A 23477-nucleotide genomic window follows, 5' to 3' on the forward strand; every position below is an offset into this window, starting at 1 on the left:
ATTTCTTATAAATGACTTGTTAGAGCGAATACAAGCAAAGCGAATATGCTTTTACTCCAAGGTTCGAAGCAAAAGCATATCCACGTTTTTAGCATTTCATCGCTTCTGTTGTTATTCTATTCTTCCTATGAAGTAGATATACTTCAGCCCTTATAGCGATGAATGCTCAGCGGTATGCTGCTGAAGCTTGCTTGCAGACTTCTCCTGCCTTCTTGCCACAATGACATACATGACAGGCACAACGATAAGCGTAAGCAATGTAGAGTATAACAGGCCGGATATAATCGCTACTGCCATCGGCTTAAACAATGAGCTTCCATCAATCGCCATCGGCGTTAATGCGCCGACAGCTGTAAACGTTGTAATAAGAATTGGACGCAGTCTAACCTTACCCGCATTCGCTACAGCCTCATACAATGACTTGCCAGCATGGCGTTCCTGCTCAATAAATTCAATAAGAATGATACCATTGCGGACAACGATACCTGTTAAGCTGACAACGCCCATAAACGCCATAAAGCCTAGTGGTGAATTCGTTAAGAATAATCCAATTAATGCTCCACCGAAAGCAAGATAGACAGACATCAGTATAATGACAGGGAGCAGCAACGATTTAAACTGCATCACCATTAAAATATAGATCAGCAATACGACGACAATCCATAGCTTAGTAATGGAGTTGAATGCATCATCCCGCTGCTCGTTCTCCCCGCCAACTAATACACTATAGTTATCTGGTAGCTCAAGCTGCTTTAGCTTTTCATTCAATTCATCTGTAATTTCACTCGGCAATTTGCCTTCATTATAGCTTTGAATCGTTACAACTCTTCGTGAATCCTTATGAAGGATGGAGTGCACCTGCTCATCACGCTCTAGCGTCACAACCTCATCCAACTTAACAAGCTCTCCTCCTCTTGCAGGAACGGCTAGCTGATTGAAGGCATCACTGATATCGCTGCCTTTATCGTGAAGAACTCTCACCTTCACATCTAGCAGCTGGTTATTGTCGGATAGATCAGCTACCTTTATCCCTTCACTTATTAAGCGAAGCGTAGTCGACACATCCTTCTCTGCAATTCCTTCTTGCTGTAATCGTTGTTGATCCATATTGAATTCAACAATCGGCATATTCGAGCCCATATCATCAGAGATGTTAATCGCACCATCGATCTCCGCTAGATAACCCTTCACCTTCGAGGATAGCTCCTTCAATACGTCAAGATCGTCACCTTTAATGCTAACAGCAACTGGTGCCCCAACTGGAGGCCCCTGCTCCAGCTCTCTTGCAACGATATCAACTCCAGGGAATTTCTCCTGTAGGCCGACACGCCAAGGCTGCAGCATATCCTTTGTTTTAATCTGCTCCATATCAATCTTTACAAATAACTGCCCAACCGTTTCACCGTAACTGCCTGTCTCTGAATAGTAGAACTTCGGTGTTGCTCGACCGGTGTAAGCTGTAACCGAGCTAACTCCCTCTTGCTCGCGTAACCAAGCGGAGGCATCATTCATAACCTGACGCGTCGTCTCAATCGAGCTCCCGATCGGCAATCTGAAGTCGATTAGCATCACCTCTCGCTCTGCTTTCGGGAAAAACTGCATGCCGAGTAACGGAAATAGTGCGAGACTACTGCTACCCACGACGAGTGCGACGATAGCAGTTAATACCGGTCGCTTAATAAAGCGTACAATTTGCTTTTCATAGAATAGGCTTAATTTGTGAATTGGCTTACCTAATAAGCCAGGTGTTACGTTATTAATTCGGTGCTGCTTACCTTTACGAACGGCTCTTTCACTAATCCACAATCGAAAAATTGGGATGACCGTAATCGATACAAGCAAGGAAGCCAGCATCGTCAGCGTAATAACAACAGGCAATGGATGAATAAAGTTACCGACGTTGCCCGTCATAAAATATAAAGGGACAAAGGAAGCAATCGTTGCTAAAGTAGCTGTCGTAATTGAGATCGCTACATCCTTACTTCCTTTAATAGATGCCTGCATCGGCGAATCGCCCAGCGACAGTCTGCGCTGAATACTATCGTTCACTACGACTGCGTCATCGACAAGTATCCCGAGCACAATAATTAACGCTACAATCGAGATCTGATTAAGATCAACACCGAAGCTCTCAATGGGTATAAAGCCAATCGCAGCGGAGACCGGTATCGCTAACGCAACAATGATCGATGTAATGAAGGAAAGGCCGAAGGAGCATATAATAATGACGATAATCATACCGATAAGCAGCTCTCGTCCTAGGTCAAGAAACAGATGATCGACGCTTTCCTTCTGTGAGAATTCAGATACTAGCTGCACATATGCTGGCAGCTCCTTCTCTAATGAAGCAACTACGCCATCAATATCCTCCTGCAGCGCATAAACATCGACACCACTACCTGAATTGACAACTAACGTGAGCGCGTACAGATCGTTGTACTGTACGAAGGCATTATCATTTACAGCAGCTTTTTCAACATTAGCAATATCCTCAATCCGGATCGTTGCTTGTTCATTTTGAAAAACGACGACTTGTTTAATGTCATCAATAGATTCCCATTCACCGCTAAGCTTCAGATAAGAGTATTGCTCTCCCTCCTGAATGCCACCGAGCGGCACGCGCTGGTACGCATTTGAGATTGCCTGTACAACTGCACCCCAAGGTAGACCGAGCTCATTCATTTTTTCTGTATCTAGATAGATCGCTACCTCTTCCTCAGGCAGCCCTACAATTTCAACATTACTAACACCAGACAGCTGGCTTAATTCAAACTTCCATTGCTCCGCAACTGCTCTTAATTCCTCTAGCTGTTCAGGAGACTCCACCGCAAACTGATAAATTTGCTGGGCGATATTGTTTAGATTATCAAGCAAGACGGGCTTGTAAGCTTCCTCTGGCAAATCATTTTCTGCTAATTGGATTTTCTGCCGCAATACATCCCATACCTTGCGGTTATCTTCATCCGTACCAGGCTCAACCTCTACAATAATCGTTGACACATTTAATGAAGAGGTTGAATCAACACGAATAATTTGAGAGATATCTTTAATGCTGTTTTCGAGCGGGGTTGTTACATACTGCTCTACTTTTTCAGGAGATGCACCGGGGAATATCGTTTGAATTACGGCTACGGTTAACGATACCTCTGGATTTTCTCTTTTGGGCATCGTAAAGAAGCTTAAGCTTCCGATTAAGGTTGCCATAATAAAAAACAATAGAGTAACCTTACGATTTCTCAGAATAAACTCAATCAATTTCTCTCCTCCTATGATCTAATCTAATCGCTATGACCTCATAAGAAAAGCTACAGCAGAAGCTAGTGTTACATTCTTTCATCGCTTCATGGTGCAGCTTTTCATGTTTAATTATTGTATGATTTCAATAAACTGTAAATCGCAGTGCACTACTAATCTAACCCGCAATATAGTAGTGGAGCATGTAGTAGTTTTCTACTGCCCACTTATGTGATGAATAGCTTTCTTAGGCAAAGGCTTTACATAGAGATATAGCAGTGAAATACTTGCCAGCCCGATCATGCCCGCACACACATATACGGTAGGCACAAGCGCTTCAGCAAAGGCATGCCCACTCGTAACAAGTCCATTGCGATGAAACACAACACCAGCTATCGCAATGCCAAATACACCACCAAGCTCCCTTATCGCATTACTCACACCGGAGCCTTCGCCTGTATAGGCATCGGGAATACCCTCGAGCACACCATGTTGAATGCCAGTAAAGCATAGCCCCATCCCGATGCCAGCACCGATCATACCTGGAGCTAAATAACCAAATGAAAAGATCGGTCCAAGTTGGTTAATAACAAGCCCAAAGCTGCATAGCGCAATTACCTGCAGCAGCAAGCCTACCATTAATATAGAGCGGACACGATATTTGTTCATAAACACTCCTGCCAAAGGCGCAGCGATCATCGTCATCGTCGTCCACAGCATTTCACGCACACCCGCTTCCAGCGGACTGTACCCTTGCACCTGCTGCAAGAACAAGGTCAGAACGAATATCGAGCCGAATATGCCTGCACTCATCCAAAACCCTACGAAATTCGTAACCGAAAACGATGGATAACGGAACAGCTTTAATGTGATTAACGAATACGAGCAGCGAGACTCCCATATTAGAAAAGCAATGAGCAAGATGGCGCCGCCAATTGAACCAATCATAATCGAGAGGTGACTCCACGTTAATAGATTGCCTGTGATCAGTGCATATACAATGCCGAACAAGCCAGAAGTAAGCAGAACTAGACCAACGATATCGAAACGTTTCTTAATTCCGTACGATTCCTCGATCCAGAAGAAGCATAGCAGCACGGTAATGATGCCGACAGGAACATTAACGAGAAAGATCATCTCCCACGTGAAATAGTCGAGAATGATGCCGCCAATTAGCGGTCCAATCGTCAGCCCGAGTCCGGATATTCCAGACCAAATCCCAACAGCGAGCGCACGCTTTTCCTCTGGGAAGGCGGTATAAATTAGCGTTAAGCTAATCGGCAGAATGGCAGCCGCCCCGATGCCTTGAATGCCTCTTGCTACAATTAAGAGGAGAATAGATTGACTAAGACCTGCAAGAAGTGAGCCCGCAGTAAATAAAGCGAGACCGAGTACAAAGCCATTCCTTCTGCCATACCTTTCTGCAAGCAGACTAAATGGGATCATCCCAACGGCAAACATAAGGGTATAGGCATTCATTACCCACTCCAAATGCACCATATCTGTCTGCAGCAATAGCTCAATCTGTGGTAATGCTACTCCAACAATCAACGTATCCAGCATAGCCATGAATAAACCTAAACATGAAATTGTCATAATCTTGCCATTGCGCCACTTATTCATACAGCCTCCTAGATCTATGCAGAGAGTCGCACGTTTTTTCTTGCCCTTAACCATTTAGATAAGTAAGTCTATATAGTCACTTCATCTATACCTTAACAATCGTATCCGCCGTCATCCTGCCAGACTTCATCACACCATAAACACCATGTACATTGCGGGTCCAATGTCCAGCAAGATACAAGCCAGAAACCGGCGTTCTCGGTCCCATATTCGATCCCCATCGTTGACTATGGCCTTTCCTCCAGCCATATATCGAGCCTGCTTGGTTCAACGTATAGCGTTCAATCGTACGAGGTGTCGCAAGCTCGAAGAAATGGATTCGTTCCTTAAAGCCCGGCATAATCGAATCAATGAGAGCGATAAATTGTTCCTCAATATAGGACTTTCCATATTCCTCACGAATCTGTTCCATATGCTCTGCTTCACAGAGTGCCATCACTGAAACAATCCCGTAGCCCTCGGGAGCTAGCTGAGCATCGGTATGCGTCGGACTGCATATCGACAGCCAAGGATGCTCGTCGTTCCTCGTTGGATCATACAAGCGCAAGGAATCTTCCATGCCGTCATTCGGGAACCAAAACAGCTCATGCGGCAGCTGCTCCAGCCAATGATCCTTATGCATCGCCGCATACAATACGACGCTAGAGTAGGAAGGCTTAAGTGAATTTATTCTTCGCTGATAGGCTGCTGGCAAGTCTGATTCATCCAGCAAATGCGTGTATGTCTGCTTCATATCTGCGTTCGATATAATTAATGGGGCGTAATATTCATTGCCTTTATGATCAATGACCCCATGAACCCGTTCCTGCTCCATCAGTATGCGCTCTACTCGGCGCCGAATCTGCACCTTGCCGCCACGTGATTGTATGGCCAACTTCAACGTATCGGCGATTTTCTGTGAGCTGCCTTTAATATAGAAGGCTCCGCCATGATACGAAACCATCGTGCTCATCATATAGGTAGTAGATAGCTGTGCAGGCGATATCCCTGCATAAGGACATAATGAGCTTAGCAAAAATGCTGTTCTTGGGTTTTGGAATCGATCGGCTAGATACTGTGCGAACGATTGACGGTTAATGTCCAGCAGTCTCTCATTGAGCGCCTGATTGCTGCCATAGGAGCCGTCATTCAGCATATAGCTTCCTAGCTGTTTTATCTCGGTGATTACCGCTTCAACAGCCGCTTTGTCCTCAGGGAACCAGCTGCCTAGACGTTCTGCCATCTCATCTAGATTAGCTGGAATATCATAACGCGCATCCTCGATTTGTACCGTGAACATTGGATCAACAGGAATGAAGGAGATATGCTGCTCTACACCAAGCCGCTCGAATATGCGCTGCAGCTCACCCCCTGGCTCGCATCCCCCAATCAAATGTACAGCCGCATCGAAGATGAAGCCCTTTCTGCGAAAGGAGCTAGCACATCCGCCTACGATATAATGCTGCTCCAGCACTAACACCCTTTTACCCGCTTCCGCCAGTATTGCCGCTGTCGTCAAACCTCCTAAGCCAGAACCAACGACGATCGCATCATAGGACGTCATACTAAACTCCCTTCCATTGAAACACCGTGCCTGCGAAAAGCCACTTACTCGTTTCGATAGCTAAGAACATGACGTTGTCTCCTTGATTAACCTTGCCTGTACGCACAGCATGCTCGAATGCAAGCAGAACAGCGGGAGAGCCGGTATTGCCAACGTATTTTAGATTGTCATATACACGATTCTCGATCTCTAGCCATTCCTCGCTTAGCTTTCCTGAGCGCTGCAGGTCGTCGCGCAGGTAACCTGTGTTGCCTTCAGGAATAATACAGCCTTGAATGTCCTTGGCTGATACGCCCGCTTTGCTCAATGTTTCATGGAAGCCCTCATGTAAAATATCTGCTGTATATTTGGCAGAGCCTGTAAAGTCCACCTTTAATGAAAAAAGTCCTTTATCTAACGCTTCATGGGTAATCGGAATGGCTGTTCCGCCAATCGGCACGATCATGCCCGGCTTCTTCCCACCGCCTGCACACGCAAACGCACTTTTGCCGATCAAATGTCCGTTCGCCTGCTCACTCGCCTGCAGCACCATTGCCGCGGAGCCGTCACCGAACGAATAAATGCACAGCTTATCCCGTAAACGCAGATCATCCTTATCCTTATGTCCGTACATCTGGTAGAGCAGCGGTGAGATCACCTCTGTACCGATGACGAGTGCCGTGCGGTATTGCCCTGTGCTAAGATACAGCTTCGCGATATCCAGCGCTTGAACAGCACCGCAGCAGCCAGAACGAACCTCGATTGTCGCTGCACGTCTAAGTCCTAAGTTATCCTGCACCTGGGTTACTGTAGCTGGCAACGGATAATCTGGGCTGCAGGTCGACATAACGATAAGATCAACATCCTCTGCCGATACGCCTGCCTTCTCTAAGGCAAGCCTTGCTGACTTTGCTGAAATATCACTGTTCGACTCAGAAGGCTCACCTGTCTCTGCATTAATGGTCCAATAGCGATCCTGCACATCAACCTGAGCCATTAATTCTTCATCCAGCTCCCCAATTAAACTTGCTAATCTATCATTGGATATAGATTCACCTGGCATATAGGAAGCAATACTTAAAATATTGACGAAACTCATTCACCATTCCCACCTTTATTCATATTTGCTAAGTAAAATGCTTGTATACGATCCTGTTAAGGAAGCACCATTGACAAGAATATGTTCCAATGAAACATCCTTGGCTAGCGTCGTAGCATGCTCGCGTACTTGTGGCAAGCAGCCTTGCTGCATCGATAACAGGGCAACAATCAGTTGAAAGCCATTAGCCGCTCCTTGTACCTCACCGATGACATGCTTGCAGGAAGCAAGCAGCGGCGCATCCGAGTATAAGCGAGCAATCGCCTGGCGCTCTGCTGAAGCAGCAGCATCCATAGCTGGCTGTGCCATAAAAATTGCATCCGGCACAATCGATTCACCGTGCACACTTTGCAACGCTTTCTGCATTGCTCGCTCTAAACCGCCGCGACGAGCCAGCTCGGCAACAGCTGTATCATACGTAGGCTCTGCGAGCGATACAGCTTCTCCGCGCCCTGTTGAACTAAGTTGTGCTCCACGCTCCGTGTCACCTAGCGATACAGCCTGAGCAACAGTCTCCGTACGATTCGCCGACATAGCTTGAGTGACTGCCCCCTTGTGATTCACTTGAGAAGGCTCGAACGTTCTCCCATATCCTGAAACCTCAGCATAAATCGTCGCATGACGAGCTAGTGCATGGGTAAGTGACTCGACTACAACGGCTACTGCCCCTTCTCCGAGCACAAAGCCTGACTGATCGGCTGAGTTAAAGTCCGCTGCTTCAGCGGGATGCGAGCTTATCAACCCTGCGTCCTTGTAGCCACTAATGACGTATGGGGTAAGCACATCGGCAGCAATTGCGACGATCGCCTCAGCATCTCTGCTTTGAATATGCTCATAAGCCATACAAAGCGCTGAGGAGAAGGACGCATGACCATCCACTACAGTAGAGGAAACACCTCTAGCCTGAGTGTGCATCGCTACTTGACCGGCAGCTTGATTGAAGACAGTATTCGGAAAATGTGCTGGATTGGCAGCTGGCGCTCCTTCGTTCAGCACTGGAAAATAAAATTGCTCTAAGCTTTCCATCGTTCCGTTAGCCGTACCGAATACGACGCCAACCTGATTGGAATTATAATCCGTCAGCTCTAGCTCACTATCCTTCAGTGCATCCATTGCAACGGAAACCGTTAGCTTTCCGAGCGTATCCATTCTTCTTGCGTCTTTTCGAGAAATATAATCTGTGGAATTATAATCGGTTAGCTTGCTCACATACGTGCGGTTTTGATCAGCATCGAGCATCTCTGTCCATAGACTCTGTGCTGCATCCGTTTCCGCACTCGTTATCGCATCCCATAAGGAGGATGGCTTCGTGCCAGCGGCGCTAATTTGAGCAATGCCTGTAATGACAACACGCTCACGTTCACGCTCGAACGATGCTGTTGCATCAGCGGAGTTAGCTTCCTTTGCCTGCTTATAATCAGCTGATGGCTCATAGGCGCGAAATACGACGGAGCAATTGTTGCCTCCAAAAGCAAAATTGTTGGATATGGCGTAGATGAGCTTCTGCTGAATCGCTTCATTAGGGGTATAATCCAAATCACACTCGGGATCTGGCTTGGTGTAGTTTGCTGTTGGAGGGATATGGTGATGGTGTAAGGCTAGCACAGTGACAATGCCTTCAACGGCTCCAGCTGCGCCTAGTAAATGTCCAATCATCGACTTCGTGCTGCTAACCCTTGCACGACTCGCTGCCACTTCGCCGAGCGCTCGCTTAATAGCCATCGTTTCTGCACTATCGTTTTTAGGAGTTCCTGTTCCATGTCCATTAATATAGTCTACGTCTTCAGGGTGGACACCGCTTTTCTCAAGAGCCATGGAAATCGCGCGTGCAGCACCTTCGCCTTCAGGATGCGGAGCAGTTGGATGGTAGCCATCTGCAGAAAGACCGAATTCAAGCACTTCGGCGTAGATACGCGCCTGCCGTGCTGCGGCATGCTGCTCACTTTCTAGCACCAATATTCCCGCTCCTTCTCCTAGTGATAGCCCATCACGGTCTCCAGAGTATGGCTTGCAGGGCTCAGTGGACAGGGATTGCAGAGAATGGAAGCCAGATACCGCAAGGATCGAGAGCGCATCTGCTCCACCGGCTAGTACAACGGACGCTTTCCCGCTTCGAATAAGGTCAGCTGCATGACCGATCGCATTACCACCTGCTGCACAAGCGGTCGATATCGTAACGACAGGTCCATGGATTCCAGCATGGGAGCTGACCGTTTCCGCAATTCCGTTAAAGCGAACCTGCTGCCATAATTCGGCTTCCGCCTGTTCGCCTGCTTGCCTTTGCTTGATCCAACGCTCCCAGCTCTTTGCTCCTCCAAGGCATGTTCCAATGACGCAGCCCGCATCCTCTGGAAGCTGCTGAAGCTTTGCAGATTGAAGCGCCTCTTCTGCTGCTCGTAATGCAAAGGATACCGCGCGATCCGTGGCATGAAGATTCTGTGCAGCCTCAAGCTCTTCAAGCGGCTGCTTCACCTCGCCTGCGATATTAGCCATATAGCCATCCATCGCAATAGATTCCACCTTATGTATGCCATGAGTACCTTGAAGGACAGCATGCCATAGCTCTTCTGCATTGGTGCCTAGCGCTGTAATTGCTCCGATCCCTGTCACAACAACCTTTTGCTTTTGATTACTCACTGCTACTCCTCCCAATTATGCGAGCGCCTTAAATATAAGCGCCGTATTTTCTCCATTCAATCCCCGTGCGAGCGACATAACTGCAGTTACCGAGACTTCCCTAGGCTGCTCAGCGATAAAATCAACCTTCCACGATGGATCAGCTTGCGATAGATGAAGCGTATGAGGCAGCACGCCTGATTGAATGGCCATTAACGAGGCATAGGCATTGAATGCCCCTGCATTGGAAAATTGATGACCAACCGTCGGCTTGATCGAGCTGACCGCGGTTGTCTGGGCAGCAAATATCGAGGCGATTGCTCGTGCTTCTGATTCATCTCCACTTTTTGTGCCGCTGCCGTGCGCACATACATACTTGATCTCAGCTGGTGAAAGATTGCTATGACGCAGTGCCTTTTTCATCGCTGTCTGCAGTCCAATTCCTTCATCCGATGGCTTAACGATATTGTCGCAATCCATTCCGTTGCCATAGCCAACGATCTCCCCATACACCTTCGCGCCGCGCGCTAATGCATGCTCAAGCTCCTCAACAACGAGCATCGTTGAGCCTTCTCCTAGCAAGGCACCTTTGCGCTGTCTATCGAACGGACGATAATAACGCCGATCTTCTCCCTCTTCCCTGTTCAGCACGCCCATTCCATCAACCTTCAAGTAATTCCACCACGTTAATGGATCGGAAAAGCCTCCTGCGAGCGCAGCATCTGCCTCGCCCATAGCTACAGCCCGCGCTGCGTTGCCGATCGCAACGGCACTGGCATTCGCGGTTCCCATGTAATAGCAATTAGGCCCTCTTAAATCAAGCTCCTCCGATATATAAAACATCGAGGAGGCAGGCAAGCCTTTAACGAAAAACAGCGGATGTACATGATCTCTAACCTTCATAACGAAATCACTAATCGTCTCAACACTCGGCTCCATAATCGCTTCAACCATATCCTCTGGCGGTGTATCCACTTCTTTACTTCCACCAACGTACAAACCAAAGCGCTGGCCCGATACGAAGCCTTTAGGCAGCCCAGCATCCTCCATCGCCAGCATCGAGGCGGAATAACACATCGAGTCTCCACGAGACATCATTCGCAGCTTTTTCACTGATTTGATATACGCCTTTGGATTATAGGAGATAATCGGATAGCCATACTGCGTATTGAATTTATCTGCTCGAAGATGTGACAGCTTTTGCACCGCACTATCTCCTCGCAAAATCGAATGCCAAACCTCCTCATTACTTGAGCCCAGTGGGGAGATCAATCCTAACCCAGTTACAACGACACGTCTCATACAACAACCACCTGCTTTACACCTCTTTGTTGCCAATAAGCGCTCATTTGCTGCTGGATTTCAGCTGTCGCCTTAGCAGCACTGAAGCTCATTCTCCCAACGGTTACGACCGTTTTTCCCGCTACCTGAATCTTTCCCTTAAACTGCATAAGCTCAGGTTCCTTCCCAGTCAGCTCTACCTTCACCATCATCCGATCACCCGGCTTTACATAGGAACGCCACTTCACATTGCTAAGCTCCGTCATACAATAAGCTGTAGCATAATCGTCCTGACTGGCCAGTACTCCTTCAGCTAAACGCTGCATCGCCATAATCGACAGCATCCCAGGCCATACCGGCTTTAGCGGAAAATGCGTATCAAAAATAATATGGCTCATCGTAATATGCTGATAAGCTTCTGCTTTCTCGCCTGGTAACCATTCCACTACTCGATCAATAACGTTAATTGACATCATTACGCTCTCCCTCGAATGATTTAACAGCCAAGCAAACATTAGTCCCGCCAAATGCAAATGCATTAACTAAAGCCGTCTCGACGCTTGCTTGGCGTGAAGCATTAGGAACACAATCCAGCGTCAGCTTTATATCTGGCGTCTCGTAATTAATGGTAGGCGGCAACATCCCATCACGCATCGCAAGCACTGCACTAATAAAATTAATACCGCCTGATGCATTCGTCAGATGACCGATCATCGATTTGACGGAGCTTACAGCAACTTCCTCAGCAGCCTCGCCTAATGCAGCTCGAATCGCCATCGTTTCACTATAATCGTTGTACGGTGTGCTCGTGCCGTGAACCGATATGTAATCCACCTCGTTTGGCTCAAGCCCCGCTTCAGCCATCGCTTGGCGCATAACCGTAATACACTCCCCACCATCAGGTGGAGAATCTGTAATCCGATAAGCATTCATCGTGCTCGAAAAACCTACAAGCTCGGCATAAATGTGCGCATTTCTAGCTAAGGCATGCTCTAGCTCCTCCAGCACAATCATCGTTGCGCCTTCGCCGATAACAAAGCCATCTCGTTCCTTGTCGAAAGGGCGGGAAGCATGTGCAGGATCATCGTTACGTGTAGATAAAGCACCTAGCAAGCTGAAGCCAAGCACGTCTATGTAATTAATCATCGAGTCGTATCCACCAGCGACCATAATCGAAGCCTCACCTGCTTGGATAGCACGAAAAGCGGTACCAATTGAATGTGCACTCGATGCGCATGCAGTATTGATCGTATACATCGGTCCAGCAGCACGAAGCCATTGCGCCATTAACGACGCTCCCGTAACACTGCTTCGCTTCAAAATATCGAGCGGACCGAAGAAGCCCTCTGCTGTCTCTTCATCATCCTTAAAGTAACGAATGAACGTTTCTTGAAACTGCTTTAGATCTGGGTAAATTAACCCGCAGCCCATAGCAATCCCGATATCCGGATTCGGTGCATCGCCCGCTGAAAGCTTCGCATCTTGGATAGCCTCCAAAAAAGCATTAAGCCCAAAGCCAGAGGATCGAGAAAGAAGCTTAGTCAGCTTTACCGGTAGTGTTGGGTGCAGTTCAAAATCTTTAACCTCAGCAGCAATTCGCGTATCCATACTTGAAGCATCAAACAATGTAATCGTGTCCGTTCCCGACTTTCCAGCTAGCATATTACGCCATGTCTGTTCTGTATTGAGACCTAGTGGTGTTACGCAGCCTAATCCAGTAACAACAACTCTTTTCTTCATTGCCCCTCCCCCGATGACAGCTCATGAAACGTACGCTTTGTACGCTCTACATCCTCCAGCTCAGCAGTCGAAACTAGAGAACACATCATATAGTTCATCTTCATTACCACTTCATCATTTACAGCACCATGCCCAGAAAAAACCGCCGCATTTTCATGCAGCGAATCTACATGCCCGTATAGCACAAGCTCATCTCCAGGGATGACACGCTTATGGAAGGTGATCGATTCTGCTGACAGAAGCACGGCTCGCTGCTTAAAATTTGTCGTCAGCATAATAAGCCAAGCACCTGCCTGACATAGTGCCTCCACCATTAAAGGCTCCGGAAAATAATGCTCACCCGTAATCGCATCCTTCATGTAGCAATCCTGGTAATTCAACAATTTACTTGCTGTAATCGATTCACCTGCATTCCAATCCTTTATCCGGTCAACCATATAAAATCTCATAACGAACACCTCACTTTCGTTCTTGATCAAGCAGCAGTACGACTTGAGCGATCGCATATTCATCGGAATGGCTAAGCGATACATCCATCGAAACTACACCCAGCTTGTTGACGAACTGAAGCGCATTGCCTAGCAGCTCTAGGTTGGGCTTACCAGATAAAGCCTCGTTTCTAATCCCGATCTCATTCAGCTCTATCCCTTTGCCCATGCCCGTTCCAATCGCTTTAAGGAAAGCCTCCTTCGCCGCAAACCTAGCCGATAAATACTCAGCCTTCCTTCGTTTCCCTTCCGCATAGGCAAGCTCCCTTAATGTAAAAATACTATCCATTCTTAGCTGATTGGATAGTATTTTTTTCTCCATAATGGCAACGCTTTGCAGGTCCACTCCGGTACGGATATCAAGTTTAGTGAGTAACAGAAGCCATTTCTCCTTTTCTGATCTCAACAAGGCTAACCAGATTGTCTACCGTGAACAGCGTAAGCACTCGTTCCGCTTCAAACTTGCGCAAGCTGTCTACATCAATTTGAGGCAAGCTTTTTTTAAGCTGTGCTAAGCCAACATCAGAGAGATAGCCTTCCTCTGTCCCGAACTCCTCGTCTGGAATTCCACCTGTAATCATTAGCGTAATGTCGTTGATCGTTACCTTGAAGCCTAGCTTACGCTCAATACGGAAGAGTACATCGAGCAGATCTAGCGATTCAGCACCCAAATCCCCAAGCAACGTTGCTTCACCTACTACTTCATCCTCGTCTACACCAATTGCATCAACTAATGCTTGCTGAACAACCTCAAAAATTTCATTGCGTTCCATGTTCATTCCTCCAATTGTTTTTATAATGGTCTACCAATTCCAACGGTGCATAGTGCACCGCCATCCACAGCAAGTGTACTTCCCGTGATGTGACTTGCATCATCCGATGCTAAAAACAGCACGGCTTGTGCTACCTCCTCGGGCTTACCAAACCGCTTTTGCGGTATTTGAGGGAGATAGCGCTTTTCTTCCTTCAGCAAGCCTTCCACCATTTCGGTCTCAGAGAAGCCTGGCAATACAGCGCATACTCTAATATTGAAGCGCGCGAGCTCAACAGCGGCAGTACGAGTAAATGCGTTAATTGCAGCCTTCGAGCATGCGTAATTCGATTGTCCGACCCAGCCGCCTTCACTCATTGCAGAGGATACATTGACGATAACCCCGCTTCGCTGAAGCATCATTGGCTCCAGTGCAGCCTTCGAGCAATTGAACACTCCACCAAAATTAACATTCATCACCTTCTGCCAATCTTCAGGCTCCATCTGGAATACTAATCGATCATAAGCGATTCCTGCGTTGTTAACGACGATGTCGAGCTTTCCATATGTATCTAAAATAAACGTCATCATTTCCTTTACCTGCTGCATGTCACTTACATCAGCTCTATAGATGGATGCGGTACCTCCTTGTGCCTTAATGAGCTTACAAACTTCCTCCGCTTGAGCTTGGTTGCGGTTATAGTTAATGACTACCGTTGCACCTCGACTTGCAGCTGCTATACTTATTGCTCGACCAATCCCGCGAGACCCACCCGTAACAAGCATCACTTTATCTGTCAAATTCACTTCCCTACACCTCCCTTCGAATAGAGCGTCACGCGCGTGTGATGTTCATCGTCATGCGCAGTGCTATGTTCAGCGTCATGCACCAGTATGATGTGCAGCGCTAATGTGTCTCATTGTTGCCCATCCATGTCGTCAGCTATGTATGTTGACTGTACAATGCGCTAGCTATCATTCGTTCTGTACGTTGACCTATGTGGGCTACATAATATGTAAGTTACGCGTACTACCTTTTCCACTTCTGCCAGCCAGTCTATGTCGATATTGCCTTCGTCTTATTAAGCCACGACTCAAGCTTTTTGTAGCTATCGATATTGACAGCCTGAATGGAGTGATCTAGGTGCTTAACAAGTCCACTTAATACGCGTCCTGGTCCAACTTCTACAAACTGGACATCGTCCATTGCTTCTACTACTTTAGCGACAACCTGCTGCCACTTTACTGGCGCAGTCGCTTGAGCTACCAGAAGCTCCGCTACTCTATCTCCATCTGTCTCGAATGCTTCGCTTACGCTGCTAATTAATGGTACTTGCAGTGGCTGTATAGATATCTGTTCAATTTTACTTCTCAATGCTGGAACGATGCCTTCGATAAGTGGACTGTGAAATGCTCCACTAACCGGTAGCTTTACAACTCGCTCCGCACCTTCCGCTTCAGATGCACGCATCGCTTCATGTACCAGTTCATCCTCACCTGAAATCACTAGCTGTGAAGGACCATTATAGTTCGCAATCATAATTACTCCGCGCTCACGCAGCGATGCACAGATAGCTTCCAGCTTTTCAGCATCTAGCCCCATAATGGCTGCCATACTCCCAGCATGCATTTTCTGAGCATGCTGCATAAGCCGTCCTCGTTCAGCTACAATTTCAAGACCTTCCAGGAAGCTAAAGCCCTTTGCCGCAGCAACTGCGGAAAACTCCCCTAAGCTATGACCGATTACCGCTGAGCTGCTTACTTCATGCTCTTCAAGCAAAGCATGCAATGCCATAGACACGGTATAGATAGCTGGTTGTGCATACTGCGTCTGCTTAAGCTGCTGCTCATCACCGGAAAAACAAAGCTCACTTAGCTTGTATCCTAGCAACTCATCTGCAGCTTCGAAATAATTTTGTCGAATAGCAGGAAAATTTTCATAGATCTCTTTCCCCATACCCAGTCTCTGCGATCCCTGCCCCGGAAACATAAAACATATCTGCATAATTGAACGAGCCTCCATATCACAATTCCATAAATTTGTATTTATGGTGCTACATACCTAATGATATACAGTTTTCTCATTCAAGTTAATAGCTTTAAACCTCTAAACATCTAGTAGTCAAACACTATTTTTTCAGTGGAATTCATGCAAAACTACTATTTACCAAATTAGCTACAACTTGTATTGTGGGAATGTCGTATATGAGAAGAAGGACGAGTCACAACATTTGTCAAAAGGAGTTGAAATTTGTGGAGTTAAGCGAAGCATTAAGACAACATTTATTAGAGATATTTTCCCAGCTACCATATGAGCAGTGGGACGAGCGTTTTCAAGAGATATGCCAACATAATTCCGAGCTGCAAAAGTATAATGATCTCCCTAGCTACGATCTACTAATCGAACTCATGGAGTATAGCTTTGGTCAAATCGTTAGTCACATTGACCCGATTGTGTCAGACCCCAAGCTAGATACTGTTTCGAAGCTGCAATTATTGACAAAGGCATTTATAAAATTTGCGATTAGTGATCCATACGCTTATCGTATTGCATTTCTAGTTAGGCCAGCAGGCAACACCCATGAGCATATTCCAGTTGAATCCGCTATTCGTTTCCGTGTGCTCATAAGAAAGGTTTTTCGATCATTATCACAGCGACATTCCCGTACTGAGCCCTTAGAATTACAGGTACAAGGCTTAATGTGCGTGCTTAATGGCATTGTTGTATCGTCTTTGTTCCTGCAGCGTATGGATCTCATCGAAGTAGAAAGCTTAAGCAGCTATGTCACTTCTCATTATTTACGCGGAATTTTGCAAGAGAATTTTCCTCAAAGTTAAAGTGTTGACAAATATTGGTGTTATTGCTATAGTGATCTCGGAAACTAAAAATTAAATTTCAGTTTCCATTGATCCTACCAGCAGTACATTTAAGGAGCGAACATATTGGACGAAATCAATCAAGAAGCTATGCAACTTAAAGATAAAATTATGAAAAAGTATTTTCAGCTTGGTATGGAGCAAGGATTCAGTAAAGTATTACTCGATCAAGTCGCCTCAGAGCTCTCGATCAGTAAAAAAACGATTTACAAATTTTTCACAAGTAAAGAAGAAATTATATCTGCTTGTATCGATGACGTCTTTACTACGATTGATGCTGAGGTGCTTCCGATCATGACGGATCAATCCATTGGCATTATTGAAAAAATCACTCGTTTACCAGAGATCGTAGCGAAGCATCTTATGTTCTTTACTCGTCAGCAGGTTGTAGAGATTCAACGGACATTTCCTCATCTGTGGAGCAAAGTATTAGAGCAGCGGAAGCTAAGAATTGAACGCTATGAAGCGTTGTTTCGAGCAGCCAAAGAAAGAGGGTTCATTATTGACGTAGAGCCTAAGCTACTCGTTCACTTCTTTCTAGTAACGATTGAAGCCTTTACGAAGGAAAGCTTTATGGATGAGCACAATATTTCGTATGCAGAGTCTCTTCAGATGGTAAGTAAAATTTTGTTAGAAGGAATATTGAGTAAATCGAGTAATTGAAAGGAGACCAGTTTATGAAAAACAAAAATGTTCTCATTGTTGGGGCTTCAAGCGGTATCGGGCGGGCTGTATCGTTACAGTTCGCGAGGGAAGGTGCGAATGTCATCATCTCCTCCCGATCATCAAGTGCGCTTGAATCCTTAAGGAGGCAAATCGAAGTAAGTGGAGGATCATGCTATGTGCATCCTTGTGACATATGCTCAGAGGAAGCGGTTCAGCAGTTAATTGCGGAGACTACTGAGCGATTTGGTCATATTGATATCGCTATTTTAGGTTCTGCGGTGCAGTATATCGATCGTGTGGATCAGCTTGATCTTAGTGAGGTTGATGCAATGTTCCAGACCAACGTCGTAGGCATTATTCGTTGCTCTCGCTATTTGCTACCTCATATGCTTAAACGAAAATCGGGGCAGATCGTGCTAATCTCATCAATTATGGCCGAGGCCGCATTCCCACAAATGGTTCCTTATGGTGCGACGAAAGCAGCGATATCTAACTTTGCTCGAGGTTTGCAAAGAGAGGTTGCCCCTCAGGGTGTAGTTGTCACGCTCGTTTCACCAGGTCATATGAATACCAATCTAAGCTCACATCTTCAGGATCGGCTTCCGCACTGGTATGGTAAATCAGGCTCCCTGGACATTAACAAGGTAGCAGAAGAAATGGTAGTAGCGATAAAAAATAAACGTACAGAGGTTGTCATTGGCCGTCAAAATAAAATGCTTGGGCAAATGATTAAGTTTTTACCTCCTGTAGCGAACAATATCATCCGAAAGATAACTACCTAAGCTTTATTATTCGGAAGGAGTAGATTATATGGATTTGGAAACAGATATTATTATCGTCGGTGGTGCTGTTGCAGGCGCTGCACTAGCATGTGCATTAGCTAAATATAATTTCAAGGTTCTTGTCGTTGACCGCCGTAAGGATCCTGGCAGTATGAATCGCGGAGATGGACTGCAGCCAAGAACGCTAGAGATTCTTGAGCAGTGGGGTGTGCTACAGCAATTTCAACAAATCCCTCATATCAAATCCTATGGCATCGAGCTTCATCACGGGGTGTTCAAGGAGCTTATGAAAATTGACCTCAAGCCACTGTCTTCAAGTAAATATAATTACATTATGAACATTCCCCATCGTGAGATTGAGCAAGGCCTGCTTGATTGGGCAAACAGCTACGAGCATATTCAGATTATGCGAGGAAGCTCTGTAGAGCGTATGCTCTACAATGATCAAGGCAACGTATCCGGTGTGGTTATTAAGACGGGCAAGGAGCTAACCACCTGCCATGCTAAAATTGTCGTCGCAGCAGATGGAGGGCAATCGCTACTTCGTAAGGAGCTTAGCATTAAGGCAGATCGAATGGTGTATAATCATGAGCTTGTCGTGCTTCATATGCCTCGACCTGCTTCGTTTCAGGGTGACCTAAGAACACAGGTTCATCTGCATCGAGACGGTGCTGTTGTATTAATCCCATTACCCGATCAGCAAATGAGAATTACAGTCGTTGTCCCATCTGGAAAGGCTTCAGAGTGGCGAAAATACAGTGATAACGAGCTACTGCAGCAATTAGCAAGACGTGTGCCTATGTTAAAAGAAATTAGCATCTTCCATCGCGAGGGTGAGCACGTCTACAAAATGGTACGCATGCACGCTGATCAATACTATGCGAAGCAAGCTGCCCTGATCGGTGATGCAGCTCATCTCACTCATGCATCTTCCGGACAAGGGATGAATATGGCCATTCAAGACGCGGACGTCTTAAGTAAACTGCTTGCCAAAAGCTTGCACGGTCAGCTGGCCATTGACGAGGCTCTTGCATTGTACGAGCAAGTCCGCAAGCCTATAAACGAGGATATCCTCTCAAGATCAAACTTCATGTCTTCAGTCGTGTTTACTCCCAACAAACTTCTTCATGCCGGAAAAATGTTTGGCATGTTCTCAACGAGATTCCTACCTGGTCTACGACACAAAATTAGCAGTAAAATCGCACTTGGCATTGCAGGTGTAAATCAAGAAGAAACCATTCGGTTGCAATTATCTTCAGTTATAGAGCATATGTGATAGGATTGGAGAGAGACCATAATGGATAATGTTAGAATCAACATTCTAATTGGAGTTCCGAAAAACTTTCTGTGGAAAATTGGCATTGAAAAGGCTATTAGCAGTATGCCTAGCTATTCAATTATCGGTGAATATGCAAGTGGTGAGGAGATCATTACAGCATGTAAGGAATCAACCATTAGATTGCTCATACTCGATCAGCAGCTTAACGATATGACAGCTGTCGAGCTGCATGAACGTTTGATCTCCAAGAAAATAAACATTCCGATTTTATTAATTGGAGACAATAAAACCATCGACACCGAAATTAGTGAGCTGTTCCAAATCGGAATCAAAGGTTATATTCTTAATAATTGCACTGAGGAGCAGCTTATGGATGCAATAACCCATGTGAGCAGAAATAAGGAATGGTGCTCACCAACCTGTAACCCTAGGCTTTTTATCTCAAAAAGCCTATCCAATAGATTCGATCATACCCGAAAAAAGATAACGCATCGAGAGCATGAAATATTAAATCTCATGATGAAGGGTCACAATAACAGTGAAATTTCTGATTTACTATGTCTAAGCATCAATACGGTGCAAAATCATATCTGTAATATCTACTCTAAATTCGGTGTTAGAGAGCGATTAAAAGCCATTAATTATGCGCTAAAGGAAGGATTAATTGAGATTTAGTGCAGCACGACGATTAAAACTTCACTCCCCCATCGACGCCTTAGCTCGGATCAAGTATTCATAGCTCGTTACGATATCCCTTCCACACAACAAAAAAACCACCAGATCAACTGGTGGTGTCCAATTCGTATATGGTGCGCGTGGAGGGACTTGAACCCCCACGGTCGCCCGCTAGATCCTAAGTCTAGTGCGTCTGCCAATTCCGCCACACGCGCACATTGTGTATACTCATATGAACTTGTCCTTTAAGGAGTTAAATGGTGCGCGTGGAGGGACTTGAACCCCCACGGTCGCCCGCTAGATCCTAAGTCTAGTGCGTCTGCCAATTCCGCCACACGCGCACATTGTATACTCATATGAACTTGTCCTTTAAGGGTTAATGGTGCGCGTGGAGGGACTTGAACCCCCACGGTCGCCCGCTAGATCCTAAGTCTAGTGCGTCTGCCAATTCCGCCACACGCGCACACCCAAAAATTGAGTACCTTTATAGAATACAGGATTGAAAAAGAAAAGTCAACTATTTTCCACTGTAAAATTTCTACACTAACATGCTTAATAATGTGCAATATGTTCAAGCCTTCTGCTGCATGAAGCATGTAGCAGAAGGCTTGATCTATTGCTATGATATGCCATCTTTGATTGCTATTCAGGCAAACTTGTCGTTGCAGCTACCTTAGCTGTAATAATCTCGCTGCCCAAAATTGGACTTTCACCGGAAGGGGGACCTTGGTTAGCATGTGCCTGATGGAACATATCACTATTTCTCCATGCTTCGAAGCTTTCATAAGTATCCCGGTACATATTCACATCCATAATGTCATGATCCTCATGATTAACGATCAGTACCTCTACTTTGTGAAAGCCTTCTAGCTTGTGCATAGGACTTGGTGCTGTAAAGCGAGGTGCCATTTTCTCAGCAAACCCCTTTTTGGTTTTGATACGATTGGTAACGACGATCATCATCTTCACTCCTTCTTTTATAATACTCCGATTAATTACGTAAGGAGCTTAATTAGCCCCTGTTAGCCCTATTAAGCAGTGTTGTTTAACGTGAAATTGTATGTACACTCTACACTCCTGGTAACAACTATTATAGTATAAGCTAATTTCATCTTATTAATCAAAATTAGCAGGTGCTCTAATAAATAAAAACATAGAAATACAAAAAAACCACCAGATTAACTGGTGGTGTCCAATTCGTATATGGTGCGCGTGGAGGGACTTGAACCCCCACGGTCGCCCGCTAGATCCTAAGTCTAGTGCGTCTGCCAATTCCGCCACACGCGCACATTGTATAAAACTGGTGAGCCATGAAGGACTCGAACCTTCGACACCCTGATTAAAAGTCAGGTGCTCTACCAACTGAGCTAATGGCTCTCATAAGAGAAAATGGCTGGGGATCAAGGATTCGAACCTTGGAATGACGGAGTCAAAGTCCGTTGCCTTACCGCTTGGCTAATCCCCATTATAATGGTGGAGGATGACGGGATCGAACCGCCGACCCTCTGCTTGTAAGGCAGATGCTCTCCCAGCTGAGCTAATCCTCCAATTTGGTGACCCGTAGGGGATTCGAACCCCTGTTACCTCCGTGAAAGGGAGGTGTCTTAACCCCTTGACCAACGGGCCATATTCATTTGTACGTCTTGTCCAACCATGTTGTAAATGGAGCTCTCAACCGGGATCGAACCGGTGACCTCATCCTTACCATGGATGCACTCTACCGACTGAGCTATGAGAGCAATGGCTCCCCGAACAGGACTCGAACCTGTGACAACTCGATTAACAGTCGAGTGCTCTACCAACTGAGCTATCAGGGAACGATACAGTCGCTCACATTGTTCGCTATAAGCAAACAATATTGAAGGTTGTACCTTCAAAACTGGATATGAAAGTTGTGAATCTCCAAAGTAATCAAGCAGAAGCATATGCTTCCGATGTGACTTGTGAACCTTCGCTTGCGCTCCGTATTCAAAGTCTGTAGGATAAGCCCTCGACCGATTAGTACTGGTCAGCTCCATGCATTGCTGCACTTCCACCCCCAGCCTATCAACCTCGTCGTCTTCAAGGGGTCTTACTAATTGGGAAATCTCATCTTGAGGGGGGCTTCACGCTTAGATGCTTTCAGCGCTTATCCCTTCCGTACTTGGCTACCCAGCTATGCTTCTGGCGAAACAACTGGTACACCAGCGGTACGTCCATCCCGGTCCTCTCGTACTAAGGACAGCTCCTCTCAAATTTCCTACGCCCGCGACAGATAGGGACCGAACTGTCTCACGACGTTCTGAACCCAGCTCGCGTACCGCTTTAATGGGCGAACAGCCCAACCCTTGGGACCTACTTCAGCCCCAGGATGCGATGAGCCGACATCGAGGTGCCAAACCTCCCCGTCGATGTGGACTCTTGGGGGAGATAAGCCTGTTATCCCCAGGGTAGCTTTTATCCGTTGAGCGATGGCCCTTCCATGCGGTACCACCGGATCACTAAGCCCGACTTTCGTCCCTGCTCGACTTGTAGGTCTCGCAGTCAAGCTCCCTTATGCCTTTACACTCTTCGAATGATTTCCAACCATTCTGAGGGAACCTTTGGGCGCCTCCGTTACTTTTTAGGAGGCGACCGCCCCAGTCAAACTGCCCGCCTGACACGGTCCCTTCACCAGATTCATGGTGACAGGTTAGAACTCCGATACGATCAGGGTGGTATCCCAACGGCGCCTCCACACATGCTGGCGCACATGCTTCATAGGCTCCCACCTATCCTGTACAGATCGTACCAAAGTCCAATATCAAGCTACAGTAAAGCTCCATGGGGTCTTTCCGTCTTGTCGCGGGTAACCTGCATCTTCAC

The 23477-nt window shown here is 46.3% G+C and carries 19 protein-coding genes, 10 tRNA genes and 1 rRNA gene (1 of these 30 cut by a window edge); 5 read left to right on the forward strand and 25 right to left on the reverse strand.

What is annotated here, in order from left to right; genetic code table 11:
* Positions 1-150: 150 nt before the first annotated feature.
* From NSQ99_RS00465 to fabD, 13 genes are all read right to left on the reverse strand, one after another.
* Positions 151-3255, reverse strand: a complete 3105-nt coding sequence (locus NSQ99_RS00465; protein ID WP_340834257.1) for an efflux RND transporter permease subunit — start codon at positions 3253-3255, stop codon at positions 151-153.
* Between the two features lie 195 nt (positions 3256-3450).
* The gene (locus NSQ99_RS00470) at positions 3451-4857 is read right to left on the reverse strand and encodes a DHA2 family efflux MFS transporter permease subunit (RefSeq protein ID WP_340834260.1); all 1407 of its coding nucleotides are present in this window, start codon (positions 4855-4857) and stop codon (positions 3451-3453) included.
* 85 nt (positions 4858-4942) lie between these two features.
* On the reverse strand, positions 4943-6400 hold the full coding sequence (locus tag NSQ99_RS00475; RefSeq protein ID WP_340834264.1) for a phytoene desaturase family protein: 1458 nt from the start codon (positions 6398-6400) through the stop codon (positions 4943-4945).
* A 1-nt stretch (position 6401) separates the two neighbouring features.
* Positions 6402-7478 (reverse strand): 3-oxoacyl-ACP synthase III family protein, encoded by a 1077-nt coding sequence (locus NSQ99_RS00480; RefSeq protein ID WP_340834267.1) that lies wholly within the window; start codon positions 7476-7478, stop codon positions 6402-6404.
* Between the two features lie 15 nt (positions 7479-7493).
* A complete protein-coding gene (locus tag NSQ99_RS00485; RefSeq protein ID WP_340834269.1) occupies positions 7494-10115 on the reverse strand; it encodes a beta-ketoacyl-[acyl-carrier-protein] synthase family protein in 2622 nt (873 codons plus the stop codon).
* A 15-nt stretch (positions 10116-10130) separates the two neighbouring features.
* A complete protein-coding gene (locus NSQ99_RS00490) occupies positions 10131-11396 on the reverse strand; it encodes a beta-ketoacyl-[acyl-carrier-protein] synthase family protein (RefSeq protein ID WP_251669580.1) in 1266 nt (421 codons plus the stop codon).
* Positions 11393-11851, reverse strand: coding sequence for a hypothetical protein (locus NSQ99_RS00495; RefSeq protein ID WP_251669582.1), 459 nt, complete (start codon positions 11849-11851; stop codon positions 11393-11395). Before NSQ99_RS00495 ends, NSQ99_RS00490 begins: the two co-directional genes overlap by 4 nt.
* Positions 11838-13115, reverse strand: coding sequence for a beta-ketoacyl-[acyl-carrier-protein] synthase family protein (locus tag NSQ99_RS00500; RefSeq protein WP_251669584.1), 1278 nt, complete (start codon positions 13113-13115; stop codon positions 11838-11840). Before NSQ99_RS00500 ends, NSQ99_RS00495 begins: the two co-directional genes overlap by 14 nt.
* Positions 13112-13564, reverse strand: coding sequence for a hypothetical protein (locus NSQ99_RS00505; protein WP_251669586.1), 453 nt, complete (start codon positions 13562-13564; stop codon positions 13112-13114). Before NSQ99_RS00505 ends, NSQ99_RS00500 begins: the two co-directional genes overlap by 4 nt.
* Before the next feature lie 10 nt (positions 13565-13574).
* Positions 13575-13949, reverse strand: coding sequence for a holo-ACP synthase (acpS, locus tag NSQ99_RS00510; RefSeq protein WP_340838707.1), 375 nt, complete (start codon positions 13947-13949; stop codon positions 13575-13577).
* A gap of 19 nt (positions 13950-13968) precedes the next feature.
* Positions 13969-14376 (reverse strand): acyl carrier protein, encoded by a 408-nt coding sequence (locus NSQ99_RS00515; RefSeq protein WP_251669591.1) that lies wholly within the window; start codon positions 14374-14376, stop codon positions 13969-13971.
* Positions 14377-14396: 20 nt separating this feature from the next.
* A complete protein-coding gene (locus tag NSQ99_RS00520) occupies positions 14397-15161 on the reverse strand; it encodes an SDR family NAD(P)-dependent oxidoreductase (RefSeq protein WP_251669594.1) in 765 nt (254 codons plus the stop codon).
* Positions 15162-15411: 250 nt separating this feature from the next.
* On the reverse strand, positions 15412-16359 hold the full coding sequence (fabD, locus tag NSQ99_RS00525) for an ACP S-malonyltransferase (RefSeq protein ID WP_251669596.1): 948 nt from the start codon (positions 16357-16359) through the stop codon (positions 15412-15414).
* 248 nt (positions 16360-16607) lie between these two features.
* On the opposite strand from fabD, the gene NSQ99_RS00530 reads away from it, so the two are divergent.
* The 5 genes from NSQ99_RS00530 to NSQ99_RS00550 all read left to right on the forward strand — a co-directional run bounded on the left by NSQ99_RS00530 (position 16608) and on the right by NSQ99_RS00550 (position 20633).
* Entirely contained in the window at positions 16608-17192 is a 585-nt protein-coding gene (locus tag NSQ99_RS00530; protein WP_251669598.1) for a hypothetical protein, read from the forward strand.
* A gap of 105 nt (positions 17193-17297) precedes the next feature.
* Positions 17298-17894 (forward strand): TetR/AcrR family transcriptional regulator, encoded by a 597-nt coding sequence (locus NSQ99_RS00535; RefSeq protein WP_251669600.1) that lies wholly within the window; start codon positions 17298-17300, stop codon positions 17892-17894.
* A 14-nt stretch (positions 17895-17908) separates the two neighbouring features.
* Complete coding sequence (locus NSQ99_RS00540; protein ID WP_251669602.1) at positions 17909-18679, forward strand: SDR family NAD(P)-dependent oxidoreductase; 771 nt, start codon at positions 17909-17911, stop codon at positions 18677-18679.
* A 28-nt stretch (positions 18680-18707) separates the two neighbouring features.
* Positions 18708-19955, forward strand: a complete 1248-nt coding sequence (locus NSQ99_RS00545) for an FAD-dependent oxidoreductase (RefSeq protein WP_251669604.1) — start codon at positions 18708-18710, stop codon at positions 19953-19955.
* Positions 19956-19976: 21 nt separating this feature from the next.
* The gene (locus NSQ99_RS00550) at positions 19977-20633 is read left to right on the forward strand and encodes a LuxR C-terminal-related transcriptional regulator (protein WP_251669606.1); all 657 of its coding nucleotides are present in this window, start codon (positions 19977-19979) and stop codon (positions 20631-20633) included.
* Between the two features lie 132 nt (positions 20634-20765).
* On the opposite strand, the gene NSQ99_RS00555 is transcribed toward NSQ99_RS00550, so the two are convergent.
* From NSQ99_RS00555 to NSQ99_RS00610, 12 genes are all read right to left on the reverse strand, one after another.
* Positions 20766-20848, reverse strand: a tRNA-Leu gene (locus tag NSQ99_RS00555).
* A 43-nt stretch (positions 20849-20891) separates the two neighbouring features.
* Positions 20892-20974, reverse strand: a tRNA-Leu gene (locus tag NSQ99_RS00560).
* Between the two features lie 39 nt (positions 20975-21013).
* A tRNA-Leu gene (locus tag NSQ99_RS00565) sits at positions 21014-21096 on the reverse strand.
* A 179-nt stretch (positions 21097-21275) separates the two neighbouring features.
* Positions 21276-21596: a heme oxygenase gene (locus NSQ99_RS00570; RefSeq protein WP_432806951.1), complete on the reverse strand. Its 321-nt coding sequence runs from the start codon at positions 21594-21596 to the stop codon at positions 21276-21278.
* A gap of 241 nt (positions 21597-21837) precedes the next feature.
* A tRNA-Leu gene (locus NSQ99_RS00575) sits at positions 21838-21920 on the reverse strand.
* A gap of 14 nt (positions 21921-21934) precedes the next feature.
* Positions 21935-22010, reverse strand: a tRNA-Lys gene (locus NSQ99_RS00580).
* Between the two features lie 13 nt (positions 22011-22023).
* Positions 22024-22098, reverse strand: a tRNA-Gln gene (locus tag NSQ99_RS00585).
* 6 nt (positions 22099-22104) lie between these two features.
* Positions 22105-22180, reverse strand: a tRNA-Val gene (locus NSQ99_RS00590).
* Positions 22181-22184: 4 nt separating this feature from the next.
* Positions 22185-22259, reverse strand: a tRNA-Glu gene (locus NSQ99_RS00595).
* Between the two features lie 37 nt (positions 22260-22296).
* Positions 22297-22372, reverse strand: a tRNA-Thr gene (locus tag NSQ99_RS00600).
* A gap of 2 nt (positions 22373-22374) precedes the next feature.
* A tRNA-Asn gene (locus NSQ99_RS00605) sits at positions 22375-22450 on the reverse strand.
* A gap of 161 nt (positions 22451-22611) precedes the next feature.
* Positions 22612-23477 (reverse strand): 23S ribosomal RNA (locus NSQ99_RS00610) (it continues 2193 nt past the right edge of the window).

The sequence above is a fragment of the Paenibacillus sp. FSL W7-1287 genome, assembly GCF_038004245.1.
GTDB classification, from domain to species: Bacteria; Bacillota; Bacilli; order Paenibacillales; family Paenibacillaceae; genus Pristimantibacillus; species Pristimantibacillus camelliae.